Annotated in this window: 13 protein-coding genes; 5 read left to right on the top strand and 8 right to left on the bottom strand. The window is 69.1% G+C overall.

Features of this window, described 5'->3' with window-relative positions; all coding sequences use genetic code 11:
- Positions 1-3 precede the first annotated feature (3 nt).
- The 7 genes from ACZ67T_RS26520 to ACZ67T_RS26490 form a co-directional block, all read right to left on the bottom strand.
- Complete coding sequence (locus ACZ67T_RS26520) at positions 4-1,134, bottom strand: ABC transporter ATP-binding protein (protein WP_469326229.1); 1,131 nt, start codon at positions 1,132-1,134, stop codon at positions 4-6.
- A gap of 27 nt (positions 1,135-1,161) precedes the next feature.
- Positions 1,162-2,223: an ABC transporter ATP-binding protein gene (locus ACZ67T_RS26515; RefSeq protein ID WP_469987481.1), complete on the bottom strand. Its 1,062-nt coding sequence runs from the start codon at positions 2,221-2,223 to the stop codon at positions 1,162-1,164.
- A gap of 10 nt (positions 2,224-2,233) precedes the next feature.
- The gene (locus tag ACZ67T_RS26510) at positions 2,234-3,211 is read right to left on the bottom strand and encodes an ABC transporter permease (RefSeq protein WP_469987480.1); all 978 of its coding nucleotides are present in this window, start codon (positions 3,209-3,211) and stop codon (positions 2,234-2,236) included.
- Positions 3,212-3,320: 109 nt separating this feature from the next.
- Positions 3,321-5,117 carry an ABC transporter substrate-binding protein gene (locus ACZ67T_RS26505; RefSeq protein WP_469987479.1) on the bottom strand — a complete coding sequence of 599 codons (1,797 nt, stop codon included), beginning with the start codon at positions 5,115-5,117 and terminating at the stop codon, positions 3,321-3,323.
- A 104-nt stretch (positions 5,118-5,221) separates the two neighbouring features.
- The gene (locus ACZ67T_RS26500) at positions 5,222-6,253 is read right to left on the bottom strand and encodes an ABC transporter permease (RefSeq protein WP_266673792.1); all 1,032 of its coding nucleotides are present in this window, start codon (positions 6,251-6,253) and stop codon (positions 5,222-5,224) included.
- 914 nt (positions 6,254-7,167) lie between these two features.
- On the bottom strand, positions 7,168-9,042 hold the full coding sequence (gene typA / locus ACZ67T_RS26495; RefSeq protein WP_469987477.1) for a translational GTPase TypA: 1,875 nt from the start codon (positions 9,040-9,042) through the stop codon (positions 7,168-7,170).
- A 337-nt stretch (positions 9,043-9,379) separates the two neighbouring features.
- Positions 9,380-11,854 (bottom strand): ABC transporter family substrate-binding protein, encoded by a 2,475-nt coding sequence (locus ACZ67T_RS26490; protein WP_469987607.1) that lies wholly within the window; start codon positions 11,852-11,854, stop codon positions 9,380-9,382.
- 435 nt (positions 11,855-12,289) lie between these two features.
- Between ACZ67T_RS26490 and ACZ67T_RS26485 the strand changes: the two genes are divergently transcribed.
- Genes ACZ67T_RS26485 through ACZ67T_RS26470 form a run of 4 tightly spaced genes read left to right on the top strand, consistent with a single transcriptional unit; the run spans position 12,290 to position 16,141 of the window.
- Positions 12,290-12,577, top strand: a complete 288-nt coding sequence (locus ACZ67T_RS26485; RefSeq protein ID WP_469987475.1) for a hypothetical protein — start codon at positions 12,290-12,292, stop codon at positions 12,575-12,577.
- A gap of 20 nt (positions 12,578-12,597) precedes the next feature.
- Positions 12,598-13,425 carry a hypothetical protein gene (locus ACZ67T_RS26480; protein WP_469987474.1) on the top strand — a complete coding sequence of 276 codons (828 nt, stop codon included), beginning with the start codon at positions 12,598-12,600 and terminating at the stop codon, positions 13,423-13,425.
- 17 nt (positions 13,426-13,442) lie between these two features.
- Complete coding sequence (locus tag ACZ67T_RS26475; protein ID WP_469987472.1) at positions 13,443-15,371, top strand: fumarate reductase/succinate dehydrogenase flavoprotein subunit; 1,929 nt, start codon at positions 13,443-13,445, stop codon at positions 15,369-15,371.
- Complete coding sequence (locus tag ACZ67T_RS26470; RefSeq protein WP_469987470.1) at positions 15,368-16,141, top strand: succinate dehydrogenase/fumarate reductase iron-sulfur subunit; 774 nt, start codon at positions 15,368-15,370, stop codon at positions 16,139-16,141. Before ACZ67T_RS26475 ends, ACZ67T_RS26470 begins: the two co-directional genes overlap by 4 nt.
- A gap of 6 nt (positions 16,142-16,147) precedes the next feature.
- Here the strand turns inward: ACZ67T_RS26470 and ACZ67T_RS26465 are convergent, their stop codons facing one another.
- Positions 16,148-16,840: a hypothetical protein gene (locus ACZ67T_RS26465; protein ID WP_469987468.1), complete on the bottom strand. Its 693-nt coding sequence runs from the start codon at positions 16,838-16,840 to the stop codon at positions 16,148-16,150.
- A gap of 124 nt (positions 16,841-16,964) precedes the next feature.
- On the opposite strand from ACZ67T_RS26465, the gene ACZ67T_RS26460 reads away from it, so the two are divergent.
- Positions 16,965-19,061: a TPM domain-containing protein gene (locus ACZ67T_RS26460; RefSeq protein ID WP_469987467.1), complete on the top strand. Its 2,097-nt coding sequence runs from the start codon at positions 16,965-16,967 to the stop codon at positions 19,059-19,061.
- The last annotated feature ends 25 nt before the right edge of the window (positions 19,062-19,086 follow it).

Genomic DNA, 19,086 nt, shown 5'->3' with positions numbered 1-19,086 from the left:
CGGTCAGGCGTCCTGGCCGGACTCGTCCTCGAGGGCCGCAAGTGCCGGGTCGAGGACGATGTCCTCGCCGCGGTCCGCCGTCGTCGGGTCCTCCGGGAAGTGGCAGGCCGTGAGGTGACCCTCGCGGCTGCCGGAGATCTGGACGAGCGGCGGCTCCTCCGTGGCGCACTTGTCCTGCGCCTTCCAGCACCGGGTGCGGAAGCGGCAGCCGGACGGCGGCGAGATCGGCGAGGGGACGTCGCCCTCCAGGCGGATCCGCTCCTTCTTCACCGCGTCGATGTCCGCATCCGGCACGGCCGACATCAGCGCGTGCGTGTACGGGTGACGGGGGCGGTTGTAGAGCGAGTCGCGGTCGGCGATCTCCACGATCTTGCCCAGGTACATCACCGCGACGCGCTGCGAGAAGTGCCGCACGATGGCCAGGTCGTGGGCGATGAAGACGAACGCGATGCCCATCTCCCGCTGCACCTTCTGCAGCAGGTTGACGACCTGGGCCTGGATCGACACGTCGAGCGCGGAGACCGGCTCGTCCGCGACGATCAGCTTGGGCTCCAGGGCCACGGCCCTGGCCACGCCGATGCGCTGCCGCTGGCCGCCCGAGAACTCGTGCGGGAAGCGGTTGTAGTGCTCCGGGTTCAGGCCGACGATCTCCAGCAGCTCCCGCACGCGCGCCTCGCGGCCACCGGGCGGGTTGATGCCGTTGATCTCCATCGGCCCGGAGATGATCGAGCCGACCGTCTGACGCGGGTTCAGCGACGCGTACGGGTCCTGGAAGATCATCTGGATCTCGGACCTGATGGGCGCCAGCTGCTTGCGGTTGGCCGTGCTGATGTCCTGGCCGTTGTACGTGATCGAGCCGTGGGTCGGCTCGTACAGGCGGGTCAGCAGACGGCCCGTCGTCGACTTGCCGCAGCCGGACTCGCCGACGAGACCCAGGGCCTCGCCCTTGAAGACGTCGAAGGAGACGCCGTCGACGGCCTTGACGGCGCCGATGGTCCGCCGGATCGGGAAGCCGCCCTTGATCGGGAAGTGCTTCTTCAGGTCCTTGACCTGGAGGAGCGGTGCGCTGTCCGCGTCCCGCTGCTGCGGGATCGCTTCCGCGACCGCCGTGGTGGTCTGGTTGTTCTCGCTCATGGTCATGCCCCAGTCGCCGGTTTCAGCTCAGCCCAGCCGGGGCTGAATCGTCTCGATGAACACCTGCTGCTTCTGATCTGCCGTCAGGTGGCAGGCAGAGCCGCGGTCGGCCGGCAGCGTGGGCCTTTCGCCCTTGCACTTGCCGCCTTCCACCTTGTCGGTGAACGCACACCGGGGGTGGAACGGGCAACCGCTCGGCGGGTTCAGCAGCGACGGCGGCGAGCCGGGGATCGGCAGCAGCGGTTCGTCGACGTCCGAGTTGAGGCGCGGCATGGAGCCGAGCAGCCCCCAGGTGTAAGGGTGTTCGGGCGACTTGAGCACCTCGCGCACGGAGCCGCGCTCCACGGCCCGGCCCGCGTACATCACGAGCAGGTCGTCGGCCATGTTCGCCACGACGCCGAGGTCGTGGGTGATCATGATGATCGCGGAGCCGAACTCCTGCTGGAGGTCCTTGAGCAGGTCGAGGATCTGCGCCTGGACGGTCACGTCGAGCGCGGTGGTCGGCTCGTCGGCGATCAGCAGGTCGGGGTTGCAGACCAGGGACATGGCGATCATGGCGCGCTGGCGCATACCGCCGGAGAACTGGTGCGGGTAGTCGTCCACCCGCTGCTTGGGGTGGGGGATGCCCACCTTCTCCAGCATCTGGATGGCCCGGTCCCGGGCCTCCTTCTTGCTGGCCCCGGTGTGCTTGCGGAACGGCTCGGAGATCTGCCGGCCCACCGTGTAATACGGGGACAGAGCGGTCAGCGAGTCCTGGAAGATCATCGCCATCTTGTTGCCGCGCAGCTTTTCGAGCTCGGGCTCGGTGGCGGTGATCAGTTCCTTGCCCTCGAGGAGGATCTCGCCCTCGACGTAGGTGGTCTTGCGGTTGTGCAGGCCGAGCACGGTCAGGTTCGTCACCGACTTGCCGGAGCCCGACTCGCCGACGATGCCGAGCGTCTTGCCGCGCTCGATGTCGAAGGAGAGCCCGTCCACAGCCTTGACGATGCCATCCTCGGTGGAGAACTGCACCTTCAGGTCGCGTACCGAGAGGAACGCGTCGCCGCCGGTGGGAGCCGGGACGTCCTCGGTCTTGGGGATTGTGGTCACGGTCGTTCTCCTAGGACAGACGCACGCGCGGGTCGACGACGGCGTACAGAGCGTCCACGACGATGTTGCAGACGATGATGAAAGCGGCGCTGAGGATCATGACGCCCATGAGGACGGGGAGGTCCTTGCCGATCACCGAGTCACGGGCGAGACGGCCGATGCCGGCGAGGCCGAAGGTCAGCTCGGTGACCATGCCACCGCTGAGCAGACCGCCGATGTCCATGCCCAGGATGGTGATGATCGGGATGAGCGAGCCGCGCCAGGCGTAGCGGAAGAAGGCGTAACGGCTACTCATGCCCTTGGCCTTGGCAGCTCGGACGTGCTCTTCCTGCAACTGCTCGATCATCGAGGAGCGGGCCATACGGGTGTAGTTGGCCGTGAAGATGGTCGCCATGACGATCCAGGGGATCAGCAGGCCCATGAACCAGCCCCAAGGATTCTCGCTGATCGGCACGTACTTGGGCTTGTCCAGCCAGCCGGTGCTGAAGACCAGGAGGCCCATGACGACCGGGCCGATGAAGTAGATCTGGAACGAGCTGGTGACCAGCGAGGCGCCGCTGAAGGTCTTGTCGAGCCAGGTACCCCGGAAGCGGGCGGCCAGCAGGCCGGCGCCGAGACCGGCGAACAGGAAGACGATGAGGGAGCCGAAGGTGAGGGAAACCGTCAGCGGGAGACGGTCCATCATGGTGTCCCACACCATCTGGTTGTTACGGAACGAGACGCCGAAGCAGGGCGCGGAGCAGTGGCCCACGGCGAAGTCACGTCCGGCGAAGATGCCGGTGAGGTAGTCCCAGTACTGCACGGGGACCGGCTTGTCGAGGCCGAGGTTCTTGTGAATGAGCGCCAGCGCATCCGGAGTGCAGTTCTTGCCACATGCGAGCGTCGCCGGGTCCTGTGGGATGGCGAAGTACATGAAGTACGTGAAGGCGCTGATCAGCAGGAGGATGAGTGCTGCGCCGAGCGTCCGGCGTATGAGAAATCGAAGCATGGCAATGAGCTGCTCTCAGGACGGCGGCGGTGGGAGGCCAGGAGGGAGCCGGCGACCCGGGGATGAGGGCACCGCCGCGCCCTCATCCCCGGGAACTGCCTTGTACTGACTACTTCTTGAGGTAGACCGCGGTCGGGTCGGTGTAGCTCGTCACCGTCGAGTACCGCAGGCCACCGACGTTGGAGCCGGCGATCTGGAACACCTTGGTGTAGTAGATCGGGGCAGCCGGGTTGATCTTGGTGCTGATGTACTGGGAGAGGCCCTCCCACTCCTTCGCCGCCTCTGCCGTGTCCGTGATCTTCTGGATGCGCGCGATCTCGTCGTTCACGTGCTTGTCGTTCGTGTGCGAGTAGTTCGACGCGCCGTCCTGGATCTGCGCACCGTCGAAGGACGGCGGGAAGACGGTGTTGCCGGACGCCCAGTCCTGACCCCAGCCGGTCATGTAGAGGTCAAAGCCGTTCTTGACCTTGCCCATCTGCTCGTACCAGGTCGCGGCGTCGACTTCCTTCTTCTGGATGTCGAGACCGATGCGCTTCAGGTTGTTGATGATGAGGTTCGCCTGGGTGGTACGCACCGGGGTGTTGGCGTACGCGTAGACGAGCTTCTTGCCCTTGGCGCCGGCCTCGTCGATCAGCTTCTTCGCCGCGGCGATGTCACCGTTCGGCTTCTTGACCCGGTTGAACGGGTCGAAGGTCTTGTCGTAGCCCGGCGTGGTGGGCGACATCAGGCTGGTCGCGGGCTCGCCGCCGTAGGCACCGCCGTCGGCGCGGCCGGCCGCGGTGGCCGGCATCGCCAGGGCGATGGCGTCACGGATGCGCTTGTCCTTCACGCGGTCCATGTTGAAGTTCAGCTGCCACACGTACGGGGCGTAGCCCTGCACCGTGCGCTTCATGACCGCCTTGTCGGTGGTGATCTTCTGCAGCTGGGTGGCGTCGATCTGGCCGGTGAACATGATGGCGTTCTTGGCCTCGGCACGGTCGGCCAGGATCGTCTTGGTCTGCGTGGCCTTGTCCTGGTTGTAGTCGATGTTGAAGCCATCGACGTACTGGTGACGCATCGGGTCCGTCTTCGCGTCCCAGTTGGTGTTGCGGACCAGCTTCATGCTCTTGCCGGACTTGTAGTCCGAGATCTTGTACGGACCGGTGGCGACGGGCGCCTGGTCGTACTTCTCCTTGGTGTCCGTCTTCTCGGGAACGACCGAGTAGGCGGCCATGGCCATCGCCTGCGGAGTGTCCGTCTGCGGCGTCAGGAAGTGGAAGACGATCGTCTTGTCGTCCGGCGTCGCGAGGACCGAGTCGGGCAGGTGCTTGCCCTTGTAGGGACCGGCGTACGCCTTGCGGTACTTGGTGCCCGTGCCGGACAGCCACTGCTGGACGTAGCTCGGGCCGTCCGTCTCGAAGGAGGCGTACAGGCGCTCGAACGTGTGGCGGATGTCGCCCGACGTGATGACGTTGCCGTTCTGGTCCTTCACGCCGTCCTTCAGCGTGTAGGTCCAGGTCTTGCCGCCGTCCGAGGACTTGCCGGCGTCGGTGGCGAGGTCACCGACGACCGTGGAGTTGCCCTTGTCGTCCTCGACGTACGTGGTCAGGCCACGGTAGAGGAGCTTGGAGAGGAGACCGCCGTCGGAGACGTAGATCTGACCCGGGTCCAGGTGGGAGAAGTCCGTCTCCTGGTAGACCTGCACGGTGCCGCCCTTACGGGCGCCCGGGACCTCCTTGGCGGGGCCGACCGACTGCTGGGCGGTGCCCATGATGACCGGCTTGGCCTGCGCGAGGGCGTCCTTCTGGGACTTGCCCGCGGGCTTGTCGGAGCTCTTGCTGCCACTGCTGCAGCCGGTGAGTGCCAGCGCGCCGGCGGTCACCGCGACGACCGTTGCCTGCGCCGTGCGCGTACGAAGGATGCTCATGGAGTTAGATCCACCTGCCTGTGAGTAGTGATCCTTTGGTGCTGCCTGGCGCATCCGGTGTGGGCCGGCGCCCGGGTGGCAGCTCCCCCTCGGATGTGCTGGGTTCAGCGGCCCGTCTTGGGATCGAACGCATCCCGGACGGAGTCCCCGAGGAGGTTGAACGCCACGAAGAAGACGACCATGGCGACACCCGGGAAGAACATGTAGGTCGGGTCCTGCTCGTAGATGTTCGCGCCGGTGGCGAACATCAGGCCCCAGTCGGGGGTCGGGTCCTGATACCCGACGCCGACGAAGGACAGGAACGCGACCGAGAGGATGGTGCTGGGGAGCAGGTACGTGCCCTGCACGATGATCGGCGTGATCAGGTTGGGCAGCAGCTCCTTGCGGATGATCCGCCAGGGCGAGGCGCCCGCGACCTTCGCCGCCTCCACGAACTCGCGCTCACGCAGGGACAGCGTGACGGCGCGCACCAGGCGGGACAGGCTCATCCAGGTGAGGAGCCACATCACGCCGAGGATGGCGAGGAAGCGGATGTAGACCGGGGTCTCCTCGTCGGGCGCCACGAACACCGTGACGACGACGGGCATCACCGCGACCATGAACAGCTGGCTGGGCAGGGCGAGCATGAAGTCGGTCAGCCGCCCGAGCCAGTAGTCGATCTTGCCGCCGAAGTACCCGGAAACGAGACCGATGAGCACGCCCACGATGACGATGCCGATCGTGGCGAGCAGTGCCGTGTAGAGCGACGTACGCATGCCGTAGAGCAGGTACGAGAACACGTCGCGGCCGTAGTTCGGGTCGATGCCGAACCAATGCTCGGGCGAGATACCGCCATTGGGACCGGCCGGCAGGTTGAACTCGTTGAGGAGTGTGGGGTCGTCCTGCCCGTAGAAGGTGTACGGGTCCTTGCCGTACACCTTCGCGATGACCGGCGCGAGCGCGGCTATCAGGAAGAAGAACAGAACGATGAAGGCGGAGATGACGCCCGTCTTGTCCCGTTTGAAGCGACGCCACATCAGCTGTCCGGGGCTGCGCCCCTCGAGCTTCTTGGGCTCCTTCGCGTCAGCCTGCGGCGCGCTGTCCTTGTCCAAGGCGGAAGAGGTCTCGGCGCCCTCAATCTCGATTGGACTCGTCATGATTCGTCCATTTCACAGGTGTTGGAGGTCGTCGGCACACGGCGGGCTCCTCCCTGTGGGACGGAGCACCGGACCGACGGCCGTCGCACGGCGTACGCCACTCCAGCTGGATTTGCCACCAGGGGGTACGACGACCTACGGGCGGTACACGGCAACCCAAGGCCGGATGCGCGCGGTTGAGCTACGACTGGGGTGAACTCACCCCGGGGGAACCTGACCCGACCGGGCAGGCCTTGCCGTCAGAGACTGTCGCGGCGCTTGAGCGCCGTGCCGACCACGGACCTACTGCCCGCGAGTCCTGTACCTGCCATCGGGGACGACGCGACCCATATGGCGCTTGTGGCACCTCGCATGGGTTCCTCCTCATGAGTCCACTTTTGTTCACTACAAGTGGAGGCACATGCCACCTGGCCGACACCCCTGACGGCGAGGATTGAAAGTGCCTCAGTGTGCTCGCGAGTCGGCACTCCCCACAGTGCGTGACCCATTGACCCGAGCTCTACGCGCTCAACTATCTGGCATCAGAATCGGACCGACCACAGTCTTTTGGTCTCGGTTCGATCACACCTGATGCGTACTTAGCCCAAAATCCGGACAAACTGATCCTAGATAGATCCCTGCGAAACGGACTCGTTACACATCTATCGGTCAATGGAGTCCGGATACCGGACGGTCACCTCTGGAAATCGAGTTGCACATCACGAGCCGTTGCGCAGGGCCGTGGGAAGACTCTCGACAGGCGAATCAACGCGCGTGGATCGCGCGGGACGGCGTCCAGGATGCCACGAGGGTAGTGAAGTACCACCTGGAGTGGGCGATGATCCTGTAAAAACTCCTGCGCGGACCTCGCGGCGCAGGACATACGACAAAGGCCCGGGCCCCCCGAAGGGGACCCGGGCCCTGCTGTCTCGGGATCAGCCGTTCTTGGCCTTCGAGGCCGCGCGGCCGCGCAGCTTCTGGTCCAGGACGACCTTACGGATACGGACCGTCTCCGGGGTCACCTCGATGCACTCGTCGTCGCGGCAGAACTCGAGGGACTGCTCCAGCGAGAGCTTGCGGGCGGGCACCACGTTCTCCGTGGTGTCCGCGGAAGCCGCACGCATGTTGGTGAGCTTCTTCTCCTTGGTGATGTTCACGTCCATGTCGTCGGCGCGCGAGTTCTCGCCGATGATCATGCCCTCGTAGACCTCCGTGCCGGCCTCGGTGAAGATGACACCGCGCTCCTGGAGGTTGACCATCGCGAAGGGGGTCACCGAGCCCGAGCGGTCCGCGACGAGCGAGCCGTTGTGACGGGTGCGCAGCTCGCCGAACCACGGCTCGTGGCCCTCGAAGATCGAGTGCGCGATGCCGGTGCCGCGGGTCTGCGTGAGGAACTCCGTGCGGAAGCCGATGAGGCCGCGGGACGGGACGATCCACTCCATGCGGATCCAGCCCGAACCATGGTTCGTCATGGTCTCCATACGGCCCTTGCGGGTCGCCATGAGCTGGGTGATCGCGCCGAGGTGCTCCTCGGGGGAGTCGATCGTCATGCGCTCGATCGGCTCGTGCGTCTTGCCGTTGACCTGCTTGGTGACGACCTCGGGCTTGCCGACGGTCAGCTCGAAGCCCTCGCGGCGCATCTGCTCGACCAGGATGGCGAGCGCGAGCTCACCACGGCCCTGGACCTCCCAGGCGTCGGGGCGCTCGGTGTCGAGGACACGGAGCGAGACGTTACCGATCAGCTCGCGGTCGAGGCGGTCCTTCACCTGGCGGGCGGTGACCTTGTGGCCCTTGCCGCCCTTACCGACGAGCGGCGAGGTGTTGGTGCCGATGGTCATCGAGATGGCCGGCTCGTCGACCGTGATGAGCGGCAGCGCGATCGGGTTCTCGGGGTCGGCCAGCGTCTCGCCGATCATGATGTCCGGGAAACCGGCGACGGCGCAGATGTCGCCCGGGCCCGCCTTCTCGGCCGGCTTGCGGGTGAGAGCCTCGGTCATGAGGAGCTCGGTGACGCGCACGTTGGACATCGTGCCGTCGCGCTTGATCCACGTGACGGTCTGGCCCTTGCGCAGCTCGCCCTGCTCGACGCGGCAGAGCGCGATACGGCCGAGGAAGTTGTCGGCGTCGAGGTTCGTGACGTGCGCCTGAAGGGGGGCGTCCTCGTCGAACTCGGGGGCCGGGACGTGCGCCAGGATCGTGTTGAAGAACGGCTCGAGGTTCTCGCTGTCCTGCGGGACGCTGCCGTCCTCGGGCTTGGTCAGCGAGGCGACGCCGTCACGGGCGCAGGCGTAGACGATCGGGAACTCGATCTGGTCCTCGTCCGCGTCCAGGTCCAGGAACAGGTCGTACGTCTCGTCGACGACCTCGGCGATCCGGGAGTCGGGGCGGTCCGTCTTGTTGATGCACAGGATGACCGGCATCTTGGCCGCGAGCGCCTTGCGCAGCACGAAGCGGGTCTGCGGCAGCGGGCCCTCGGAGGCGTCGACGAGCAGCACGACCGCGTCGACCATCGACAGGCCGCGCTCGACCTCACCACCGAAGTCGGCGTGGCCGGGGGTGTCGATGATGTTGATCGTGATGGCGTCGCCGCCATCCTTCGGGTGGTACTTGACCGCCGTGTTCTTGGCCAGGATCGTGATGCCCTTCTCACGCTCCAGGTCGTTCGAGTCCATCATGCGGTCGTCGAGCGACTCGGCGGCGTGCGCCGCGAAGGCGCCGGCCTGCTTGAGCATGGCGTCGACCAGCGTGGTCTTGCCGTGGTCGACGTGGGCGACGATGGCGACGTTACGGATGTCGTGGCGCGTGGCCATATTGCGGCGTACTCCCGGAGTGAGTGGACGGCTGCGCGTACGTCTCTTCGTACACGCGCCCTGCCGGGCTGGACACGCCACGGCCTCACCCCATCGTACGGGGCTTCGGCCGAGTAGGCCTTCTGGGGCTCTGGGGTCAAGGATGCACAGTGAGTGAACGCCGCGGAGAGGCGTGGGGGGCGCCCCGAGGAAACCGCAGGTCAGCGGCGATACGAACCTTGCCCGCCGGAGGGACCGGCGGGCAAGGGACTTGAGCGAGATCTGAGCTGGGCGATCTTCGGGACTCTCCCCCAGGGGCGCTCAGGGCCGCTTCGGCGCGCTCAGGGTGCGATCTGCGTCACTTCTTCTCGGACGGGCTCGCGGACGGCTTCTCGGCCGGGTCCGCGGACGGGTTCGTTGCCGGGCTTCCGGCCGGGTTCGCTGCCGGAAGCTCCGCAGGGCTCGCGGCCGGGCTCGCCGAGCCCGGGACGTTCGGCCGGGCGCCTGGCCGCGCGCCCGGCTTCAGGAAGCCGATGTCCTCGTAATTCGGCTCCTGGAAGCCGAAGGCCCCCGCGTTGACGACGGTGCGACGGGCGGCCACCAGCTCCGGGCGCTGGTAGAGAGGAATCGATCCTGCAGCGGCCCAGATACGGGCGTCGGTCTGCTTGACCAGGGAGCGCTCCTCCCCCTCGTCGAGCTCACCGATCGCCTGGTCGAAGAGCTGGTCGATGTGGTCCGTGCCGACCCGGGTGTAGTTCTGCTCGACGGTCAGCGAGCCGTCCGCGGCGGGCACCGGCTTGGCGTAGATCGGGCGGGCGTCGGTGGCCGGGAAGGCCGAGACGGGCCACGAGTAGAGCGCCAGGTCGTACTGCCCGGACGCGATGTGGTCCTTGAAGTAGCTGGTGTCGGCGACCCTCGTCGTCTCGGTGCCGATGCCGATCTTCTGCAGCATCTGCGAGATCCGGTCGGCGACCGCGCGCAGCGAGTCCGAGCCAGGGCCCGACGGGAGCACGAAGCGCAGGGTCAGCGGCTTGCCGTCCTTGGCGAGCGATCCGGCGGGGGCGACGGCGGGTGCGGCCGTCCCCTTCGGGGCGTACGCGCCCGGAGCGCCGCCCTGGGCGGCCTCCTTCGCGTACTGATCGGCGTGCTTCTTCTCCTTGTCGGCCTCGTGCAGCTGCTGCGCGTCGGCCTGGCGCAGGGGCGCGGCGTACCGGTGGGCGGCGGTGCGCTCGGGGGTGAAGAAGGGGGGCTGCCGGTCGCCCGGCTTCTGGTCGCTCTCGCCCACGTCGTACGTGCCGTCGCCGGGGCCCTTCGAGGCGGCCCCCTTCTTGTCCTCGGTGTCCTTCTTGCCCTCCGCGCCGTTCTCGTTCTTGGCGCCCTCCTTGTCGGTGTCGGACTCACCGCCCGCCGTCTTCGGCTTGGTCTTCCCGGACTCCTCCTTCAGAGGACCGCCCGGCACCCAGCCCGCGTCCGAGAGCAGCGCCCGTGCCTCGTTGGCGTCCTGACTGCCGAGGGCACCACTGTTGTCGGCGTACGCCTGCTGCCCGGCGAGGGCGAGATGGCTGCCGACGGTGTGCGCGGGCAGGCCGAGCGGCTTGAGGACGACCTCGGCGAGCTTCTTGCGGTCGATGGCGCGGGCCACGGCGCGGCGCACGCGCTCGTCGGCCAGCGGACCCTCGGCGCCGTTCAGAGCGAGCTGCGTGAAGGCCGGTTCGAGGGACTTGCGCACGACGTAGCTGTCCAGGCGCGACTGTTCGCCCTCGTACTGCGTGGCGGCCGCACGGGTCTTCCCGCGGGCGTCGAGTTCCTTGTCGGCCGCCTTCTTGTCGCCGCCGTGCGCGACGGCCCAGGACCGCATCGACTCGCCGGGCGTGAGCGCGGCGCCGGGGCCGTGGGCGAGCGGGCCCGAGCCGCCCTTGTCACGGTCGGCGAGGGAGATGCGGGACGCGTCCTGTGGGTCGACGGCGGCGAGGTCGACCTTCCCCGCGACCAGTGCGGCGGCGCGCTCCGCGCGGGGCACGGTCCGCAGGACGATCTGGTCCAGCTTGGCCTGGCGGCCCCACCAGTGCGGATTGCGCACCAGCGTGATGTCCTTCGCGCTGCGGTCGACCTTCTTGACCGCGAAGGGGCCCGCGGTGACCTTGAGCGCGCGCCGGGCTCCCTCGTTGAAGGCGTCCGGGGTCCCCATGACGTCCTTGGGATACAGCGGAGAGAACAGTGAGCGCCAGTCCGCGTACGGCTTCGCGAAGGTGACGCGCACCTCCAGGTTGTTCTTGCCCCGCTCGACCTTCTCGATCCGGTCGTAGCCCGCGTTGTGGGCCGTCCAGTACGCGGAGTCCTTGCCGGACAGGGCGCGCCACTGGGCGGCGAAGTCGGCGGCTCCGATCTCGCGCCCGTCGCTCCACACCGCCTGCTGGTTGAGCTTGTACAGGACGACCTGCTTGGGCTCGCGCTCGATCACCTCGGCCTTCTCCAGGAAGTCCGGGTCGCGCACCGCCCTGCCCTGACTGTCGAGCCGGAACATGGAGGGCAGCACGGCGCCGGCGACACGGGTCGTACCCGCGTCGGCGTCGGCCTGGAAGGAGTTGAGGGTCCCCGGCAGGGCGTCGACCGCCCAGCGCAGGGTGCCGCCGTCGGCGATGTCGCCGCGGGACGTGGGCGCGATGTCCTGGGGGGCGGCCTGACTCGTGGTCTCTTCTTCGTCATCGCCCGAGCTGCAGCCGGCCAGGGCCGACACCGCGAGCGCCCCCGACACGAGGAACGCGGCCGAGCGCAGGACGGGACGCCGCGCGGGACGCCTGGCGAGGCGCGATGTGGCGCCGTCATGGGACATCACGGGAACCTCCGGGGCTAGCCCGGCCGCCCGCTTACCAGGACCGGGCCGGGTTTGATCACGTTTGGCCGTATATGGAGCTGATCACATCTATCGCCCCACTGAAGAGGACGGGTCCAGCGGGCAGGAGGCGACACGACCGTGTGCGCCCGGAACCCCACTCGTGCGGCCCAATGCGGCGCGCAGAGGGCGCGGCGGGGCTGTCTCGTGGGCGGGTGCCGGCGGTCGCCGGCCGGTCGCGCGGTTCCCCGCGCCCCTGGCGAGCGCAGCCGCCGACATACCGGGACCCCGCCGCCCCGGAGAGCGCAAAACAGGGGCGCACGCCCGTGCGCGCTTCAGGAATCCGCGCAGATCCCTTCACAAGGCGTGATGTGACGCGCGACACTCGCAGGCGCATGAGCATCTCCGCCGCACCAGCGGAATCGAGGGCAAGTCATGTCCCTGAACAACGACTTGGCGGCAGCCGAGCGCTGCCTCGACGAGCTGTGCCGGACCGTGGGGCGCCTCGAGCGGCAGCTCGACGGCGGCCTCGACGTACGGCGCGTACGCACCGACGCCGACCATCTGCGCGAGAGCGTCGCCCTGCTGCGGGCGGCCGCGGCCGACGCCTCGCCACCGCGCCGGCCCGAGCTCGTGCCCATCCCCGACACCCCGTACGACAGCTCGCTCTGGACCGACTCGGACGACGAAGGACTCGGCGCCCGGGACCGGCACGCCCCCTGACCCTCTGAGCGGAGGCTTCGTTGGCCACCGGCACGGAACCCCATCCCCCGTCGGACGCGCACGGCGTCCGGGACAGGACGCGCGCCGCGATCGCGTCCGGGCACCTGCGCACCGACCGCTGGTGGCTGGCGCCCGCCAGTACCGCCGCGGGACTGCTCGCCTTCATCGTCTACTCGACGTGGCGGGCCTTCGCGAACACGGACTACTACCACGCGCCGTACGTCTCGCCGTTCTACTCCCCGTGCATCGCGGAGAACTGCAAGCCGATGCACGCGGGCCCCAACTGGGAGATATTCGGCGGCTGGTGGGGTCTGTCCCCCGCGCTGCTCATCCTGATCTTCCCGCTCGGCTTCCGGCTGACCTGCTACTACTACCGGAAGGCCTACTACCGCGGGTTCTGGGCGTCTCCGCCCGCCTGCGCGGTCGCCGAGCCGCACAAGAAGTACACGGGCGAGACCCGCTTCCCGCTGATCCTGCAGAACATCCACCGCTACTTCTTCTATGCGGCGATCCTCGTGGCGGGAATCCTGACGTACGACACCGTGCTCTCGTTCCGCAACGAGCAGTACGAGTGGGGCCACATGGGTCTCGGCACGCTCGTCTTCCTGCTGAACATCACGCTGATCTGGGCGTACACCCTGTCCTGCCACTCGTGCCGGCACATCGTCGGCGGCAAGCTCAAGCACTTCTCCAAGCACCCGGTGCGCTACCGGATGTGGCAGTGGGTCGGAAAGTTGAACCACCGTCACATGCTGCTTGCCTGGGCGTCGTTGATCAGCGTCGCGCTCGCCGACTTCTACGTGTTCCTGCTGGCGTCCGGCGCCTTCGACGATCCGCGCTTCTTCTAGATGGGGTGGCACTTCTGATGTCTCAAGTGGAGCGGCAGCAGTGGGACGTTGTCGTGGTGGGGGCGGGCGGCGCCGGCCTGCGCGCGGCGATCGAGGCGCGCGAGCGCGGCGCGCGTACGGCCGTGATCTGCAAGTCCCTCTTCGGCAAGGCGCACACCGTGATGGCCGAGGGCGGCATCGCCGCGGCGATGGGAAATGTGAACTCCGGCGACAGCTGGCAGGTCCACTTCCGGGACACGCTGCGCGGCGGCAAGTTCCTCAACCAGTGGCGGATGGCCGAGCTGCACGCGCGCGAAGCACCCGACCGGGTCTGGGAGCTGGAGACCTGGGGCGCCCTGTTCGACCGGACGGCGGACGGCCGGATCTCGCAGCGCAACTTCGGCGGGCACGAGTACCCGCGCCTCGCGCACGTCGGTGACCGCACGGGCCTGGAGCTGATCCGCACGCTCCAGCAGAAGATCGTGGCGCTCCAGCAGGAGGACTTCAAGGAGTTCGGCGACTACGAGGCACGCCTCAAGGTCTTCCAGGAGTGCACGGTCACCCGCGTGCTCAAGGACGGTGACCGCGTCTCCGGCGCGTTCTGCTACGAGCGCGAGAGCGGCCGCTTCTTCGTCCTGGAGGCGCCGAGCGTGGTGCTGGCGACGGGCGGCATCGGCAAGTCCTTCAAGGTGACGTCGAACTCGTGGGAGTACACGGGCGACGGCCACGCACTCGCGCTGCTCGCCGGGGCGCCGCTGCTGAACATGGAGTTCGTGCAGTTCCATCCGACGGGCATGGTCTGGCCGCCGTCGGTGAAGGGCATCCTCGTCACGGAGTCGGTGCGCGGCGACGGCGGGGTCCTGCGCAACTCCGAGGGCAAGCGGTTCATGTTCGACTACGTCCCCGACGTCTTCAAGGAGAAGTACGCCGAGTCGGAGGACGAGGGCGACCGCTGGTACGACGACCCGGACCACAACCGGCGCCCGCCCGAGCTGCTCCCCCGCGACGAGGTGGCGCGCGCCATCAACTCCGAGGTGAAGGCGGGCCGCGGCTCCCCGCACGGCGGCGTCTTCCTCGACGTCTCCACGCGCATGCCGGCCGAGCGCATCCGGCGCCGGCTGCCGTCGATGTACCACCAGTTCAAGGAGCTGGCGGACGTCGACATCACGGCCGAGCCGATGGAGGTCGGCCCGACCTGTCACTACGTGATGGGCGGCATCGCCGTCGACTCGGACACGGCGGCGGCGCGCGGCGTGCCGGGCCTGTTCGCGGCCGGTGAGGTGGCGGGCGGCATGCACGGCTCGAACCGCCTCGGCGGCAACTCGCTCTCCGACCTCCTCGTCTTCGGCCGCCGCGCCGGACTGCACGCGGCGCAGTACGCCGCCGGGCTCGACGAGCGGCCCGCCATCGACTCGGTCCAGGTCGACACGGCGGCGGCGGAGGCGCTGCGCCCGTTCTCCGCGGAGGGTCCCGCGGACGGGGGCGTCGCCGAGAACCCGTACACGCTCCACCAGGAGCTCCAGCAGGCGATGAACGATCTGGTCGGCATCATCCGCCGCGAGGAGGAGATGGCCGAGGCGCTCGACCGGCTCGCCGGGCTGCGGCTGCGGGCGCGACGGGCCGGGGTGGAGGGGCACCGTCAGTTCAACCCCGGCTGGCACCTCTCGCTCGACCTGCGCAACATGCTGCTCGTCAGCGAGTGCATCGCGCGCGCCGCGCTGGAGCGTACGGAGTCGCGCGGCGGCCACACCCGTGAGGACCACCCGACGATGGACCGCGGCTGGCGGCGCACCAACCTGCTGTGCCGGCTCGTCGATCCGACCGGCGGCCTCGCGGCCACGGATCCGGTGCGGGGACAGATCGACCTCGTGCACGAGACCACCGAGCCCATCCGCCCGGACCTGCTCGCCCTCTTCGAGAAGGAAGAGCTGGTCAAGTACCTCGCCGAAGAGGAGCTGTACGAGTGAGTTCGTACGATGCGCGTTTCAGGGTCTGGCGCGGGGACGCCGAGGGCGGTGGCCTGACGGACTTCTCCGTCGAGGTGAACGACGGCGAGGTCGTCCTCGACATCATCCACAGGATCCAGGCGACCCAGGCGTCCGACCTCGCGGTCCGCTGGAACTGCAAGGCGGGCAAGTGCGGTTCGTGCTCGGCGGAGATCAACGGCCGGCCCCGCCTGATGTGCATGACCCGCATGTCGGTCTTCGACCGCGAGGAGGTCATCACGGTGACGCCACTGCGCGCCTTCCCCGTGGTCCGCGACCTCGTCACGGACGTCGGCTTCAACTACGCGAAGGCCCGGGAGATCCCGGCCTTCGTCCCGCCGGCCGGGGTCGGCCCGGGCGAGTACCGCATGCAGCAGGAGGACGTGGACCGCTCGCAGGAGTTCCGCAAGTGCATCGAGTGCTTCCTGTGCCAGGACACGTGCCACGCGGTGCGCGACCACGAGGAGAACAAGGCGGTGTTCGCGGGCCCGCGCTTCCTGATGCGGGTCGCGGAGCTGGACATGCACCCTCTCGACGCGGCGTCGGACTCCGGCCTCGACCGCAAGCGCACGGCCCAGGAGGACCACGGCCTCGGCTACTGCAACATCACGAAGTGCTGCACGGAGGTCTGCCCGGAGGGCATCCACATCACGGACAACGCCCTGATCCCCCTGAAGGAGCGAGCTGTCGACCGCAAATACGACCCGGTGGTCTGGCTGGGGAACAAGATCCGACGGAGGTCGTCCTCCTGAGCCGCGCTAGCGCGAGCCGACCCGGCGCATCAGCGCGGCGGCGTCCCCCGCCACGAGCGGCCGCAGCCGCTCCGGTGTGACGCGTCCCGCGGACGGTCCGGCGCTCACGCTCAGGGTGAACTCCGCGTCGCCGTCCAGGACGTGGACTGTCGCCGTCCGGCCATGGACGACCGTGTACGCCCGGTCGCCCAGACCCTTCGCCGTACGCACCTCGGCCCGACCCGGGATCCGCTCGGCGGCCGTCGTGCGCGCCGCCTCGAACTCCGCGCCGGGGTCGGTCCGCTTGTGCAGGACCACGGACGCGGAGAGCGTGGCGGCGCGCGCCGCGCCCTCCTTGCGCTCCAGGTCCCCCGAGCAGTCCGCCGTGTCCACCGCCTCGCTGCTGCTCCGCGTGGACTCCCAGCGGGATCCGCGGTCGAAGACCGTGGCGAGATGGGGTATCGCGAGGAGGGAACAGAGGCGGTCGCTCACTCGGTAGCCCCTGAGGTCGGGGCCCTGCGCGCCGAACGCGTACAGGCCGGCGCCCCAGACGGCGGACGCGGCGAGCGCGCCGACGAGCAGCGCGCCGAGAGGGCGCCGCCCCCTGCACCGCTGGGGGCCGTCGAGGGGATCCGGCCGGACCGGGGAGCCGGCGGGTCCGGACACCACAAGCTCCGGCTCGCCGATCGCGCCGCCCGCGGCCCAGGGTCCGTTCTCCATGCCGGAAACCTACGTTGAGCAGCGGTTTTGCCGGAAGGGCCGGCGATAACAATGCGGATTCGCCACAACCGGACCGGGCCGATCCCGGTCGCGGTACCCCAGATCCGGTCATACGCTCCCAACTGTGACGCCGCCTCCGAGTCGCCCCCGTCCGGTACGGATAGCCGCGCGGTCGGCCGTGGCCGCCCTGCTCGCGCTGTGCTGGGTGCTGCTGCCCGCCACTGCCGCCCGCGCCGACGACCCCGTCACCCTGTCGAGAACCGGCCAGATCACCGACAAGGTGGACGCCCTCCGGGACCGTGAGCCCGAGGTCGCCTCGGCCCTCGACTCGCTCGACAGCAAGCGCAACACCCAGCTCTTCGTGGTCTATGTACGCGACTTCTCCGGCCGCTCCGCCCAGGACTGGGCCGACGACACGGCCTCCAAAAACGGCCTCGGCCTCAACGACGTACTCCTCGCCGTGGCCACGCACGACCGGCAGTACGCCTACTCCGTCGACCAGGACTCGCAGCTCACCGACGCGCAGCTCAAGGACATCGCGCAGACCGCGATCGAACCGGCGCTGCGCAGGAACGACTGGGCGGGCGCCGCGATCGGCGCGGCCGACGGCATCTCCGCCACTCTCGCGGGCAGCCCGGTCCCCACTCCGACGATCACCCCGGGCCCGGCCGACCCCGGCGGCTCGGACACGCGTCCCAGCGCGGCCGATCTCGCCCTGCCCCTCATCGTGGTCGGCGGCGCGGGTGCCGTCGCGGCGTTCGCGTACACCCGGCGCAAGAGGCGTACGCATACCCGCACCACCCCCGGCGGCGGCTGGGGCGGCGGGGGCACGGGGCCGCGGGTCACACCGCTGCCCGAGCTGGACAAACAGGCCAGGCAGATGCTGGTGGAGAGCGACGACTCGATCCGCACCAGCACGGAGGAACTCGGCTTCGCCACCGCGCAGTTCGGCGAGGAGGCCGTCAAGCCGTTCACCGAGGCGGTGGCGTATGCGCAGTCGGAGCTGACGGCGGCTTTCCGGCTGCGTCAGCAGCTCGACGACGCGTACCCCGAGGACGACGCGACGAAGCGGCAGATGCTGGACGAGATCATCAACCGCTGCACCGAGGCGGGGCGCAGGCTCGACGCCGAGGCCGCGGACTTCGACCGGCTGCGGGCCCTGGAGCGCACCGCCCCCGACGCCCTCGCGCACGCGGAGCGCGCCTCCCGTGACCTGGCCACCCGCACCACGACGGCCGAGGAGACGCTGACGGCGCTCGGCGCCCGCTACGCACCGTCCGCGCTGGTTCCCGTGGCGGGCAATATCGAGCAGGCCAAGGACCGGCTGGTGTTCGCCAGGACGAACCTCGAACAGGCGCGTACGGGCGTCGACGCGGGCGACAACGGCAGGGCCGCGGTGTTCCTGCGGGCCGCCGAGTCGGCCGTCGACCAGGCGGGCACCTTCGTGGACGCGATCGACCGGCTCGGCCACGAGCTGGCCGAGGCCGCCGAGAAGCTGCCGTCCGCGCTCACCGAGTCCGACTCCGACCTCGCGGACGCCCAAGGACTGCTCGAAGGGACGGCCGAGGGCGCGTCCACGGCCGATCTGCGCGGGCGCATCGCGCGCGTGCGGACCGTCGCCGCGGGCGTGCGCAAGGAGATGGCCGCCGGCCCCTACGACCCGATCGACGCGTTGCGCCGCGTGGAGGAGGCCGACTCGGCGCTCGACGCGTCCCTGGACGAGGCGCGCGAACGCGAGTCGGGCTCGGCCCGCGCACGCTCCCTGCTCGACCAGGCGGAACTCACGGCCCGCAGCAGCGTCGGCGCCGCGTCGGACTTCATCACCACGCACCGCGGGGCGGTCGGCAGCGAGGCCCGTACGCGCCTGGCAGAGGCGCAGCGGCACCTGGAGTACGTCCGGACGACGGCGGAGGCGGATCCCACGGCCGCCCTGGCCGGTGCCCAGCGGGCCGACGCGCTGGCCCGGCAGGCGCAGCAGCTCGCCGAGCAGGATGTGCGGTCCTTCGGGAATCCGTACGGCGGGGGCGGCGGGCGTGGTGGCGGGGGCATGGGAGGCGCGGTGCTCGGCGGGATCATCCTCGGCGAACTCCTGGGCGGCGGTCGTGGCGGTGGTGGGTTCGGCGGGGGCGGGGGCTTCGGGGGCGGGTTCGGCGGCGCCGGTCCGGGGAGTTTCGGCGGGGGCGGGACCCGTGGCCGCAGGGGCGGCGGGGGACGGTTCTGACCCGGCGGCATTCACCCAGTTCCTG

The sequence above is a fragment of the Streptomyces sp. NPDC107517 genome (genome assembly GCF_055582645.1).
This window is presented reverse-complemented; position numbering and strand designations above follow the sequence as displayed.

Bases quoted from the DNA above. Each gene is read 5' to 3' on its own strand.
- ACZ67T_RS26510 (WP_469987480.1), bottom strand. From the start codon at position 3,211: ATGCTTCGATTTCTCATACGCCGGACGCTCGGCGCAGCACTCATCCTC.
- ACZ67T_RS26500 (WP_266673792.1), bottom strand. From the start codon at position 6,253: ATGACGAGTCCAATCGAGATTGAGGGCGCCGAGACCTCTTCCGCCTTG.
- typA (WP_469987477.1), bottom strand. From the start codon at position 9,042: ATGGCCACGCGCCACGACATCCGTAACGTCGCCATCGTCGCCCACGTC.
- ACZ67T_RS26505 (WP_469987479.1), bottom strand. From the start codon at position 5,117: ATGAGCATCCTTCGTACGCGCACGGCGCAGGCAACGGTCGTCGCGGTG.
- ACZ67T_RS26475 (WP_469987472.1), top strand. From the start codon at position 13,443: ATGTCTCAAGTGGAGCGGCAGCAGTGGGACGTTGTCGTGGTGGGGGCG.
- ACZ67T_RS26485 (WP_469987475.1), top strand. From the start codon at position 12,290: ATGTCCCTGAACAACGACTTGGCGGCAGCCGAGCGCTGCCTCGACGAG.
- ACZ67T_RS26490 (WP_469987607.1), bottom strand. From the start codon at position 11,854: ATGTCCCATGACGGCGCCACATCGCGCCTCGCCAGGCGTCCCGCGCGG.
- ACZ67T_RS26465 (WP_469987468.1), bottom strand. From the start codon at position 16,840: ATGGAGAACGGACCCTGGGCCGCGGGCGGCGCGATCGGCGAGCCGGAG.
- ACZ67T_RS26520 (WP_469326229.1), bottom strand. From the start codon at position 1,134: ATGAGCGAGAACAACCAGACCACCACGGCGGTCGCGGAAGCGATCCCG.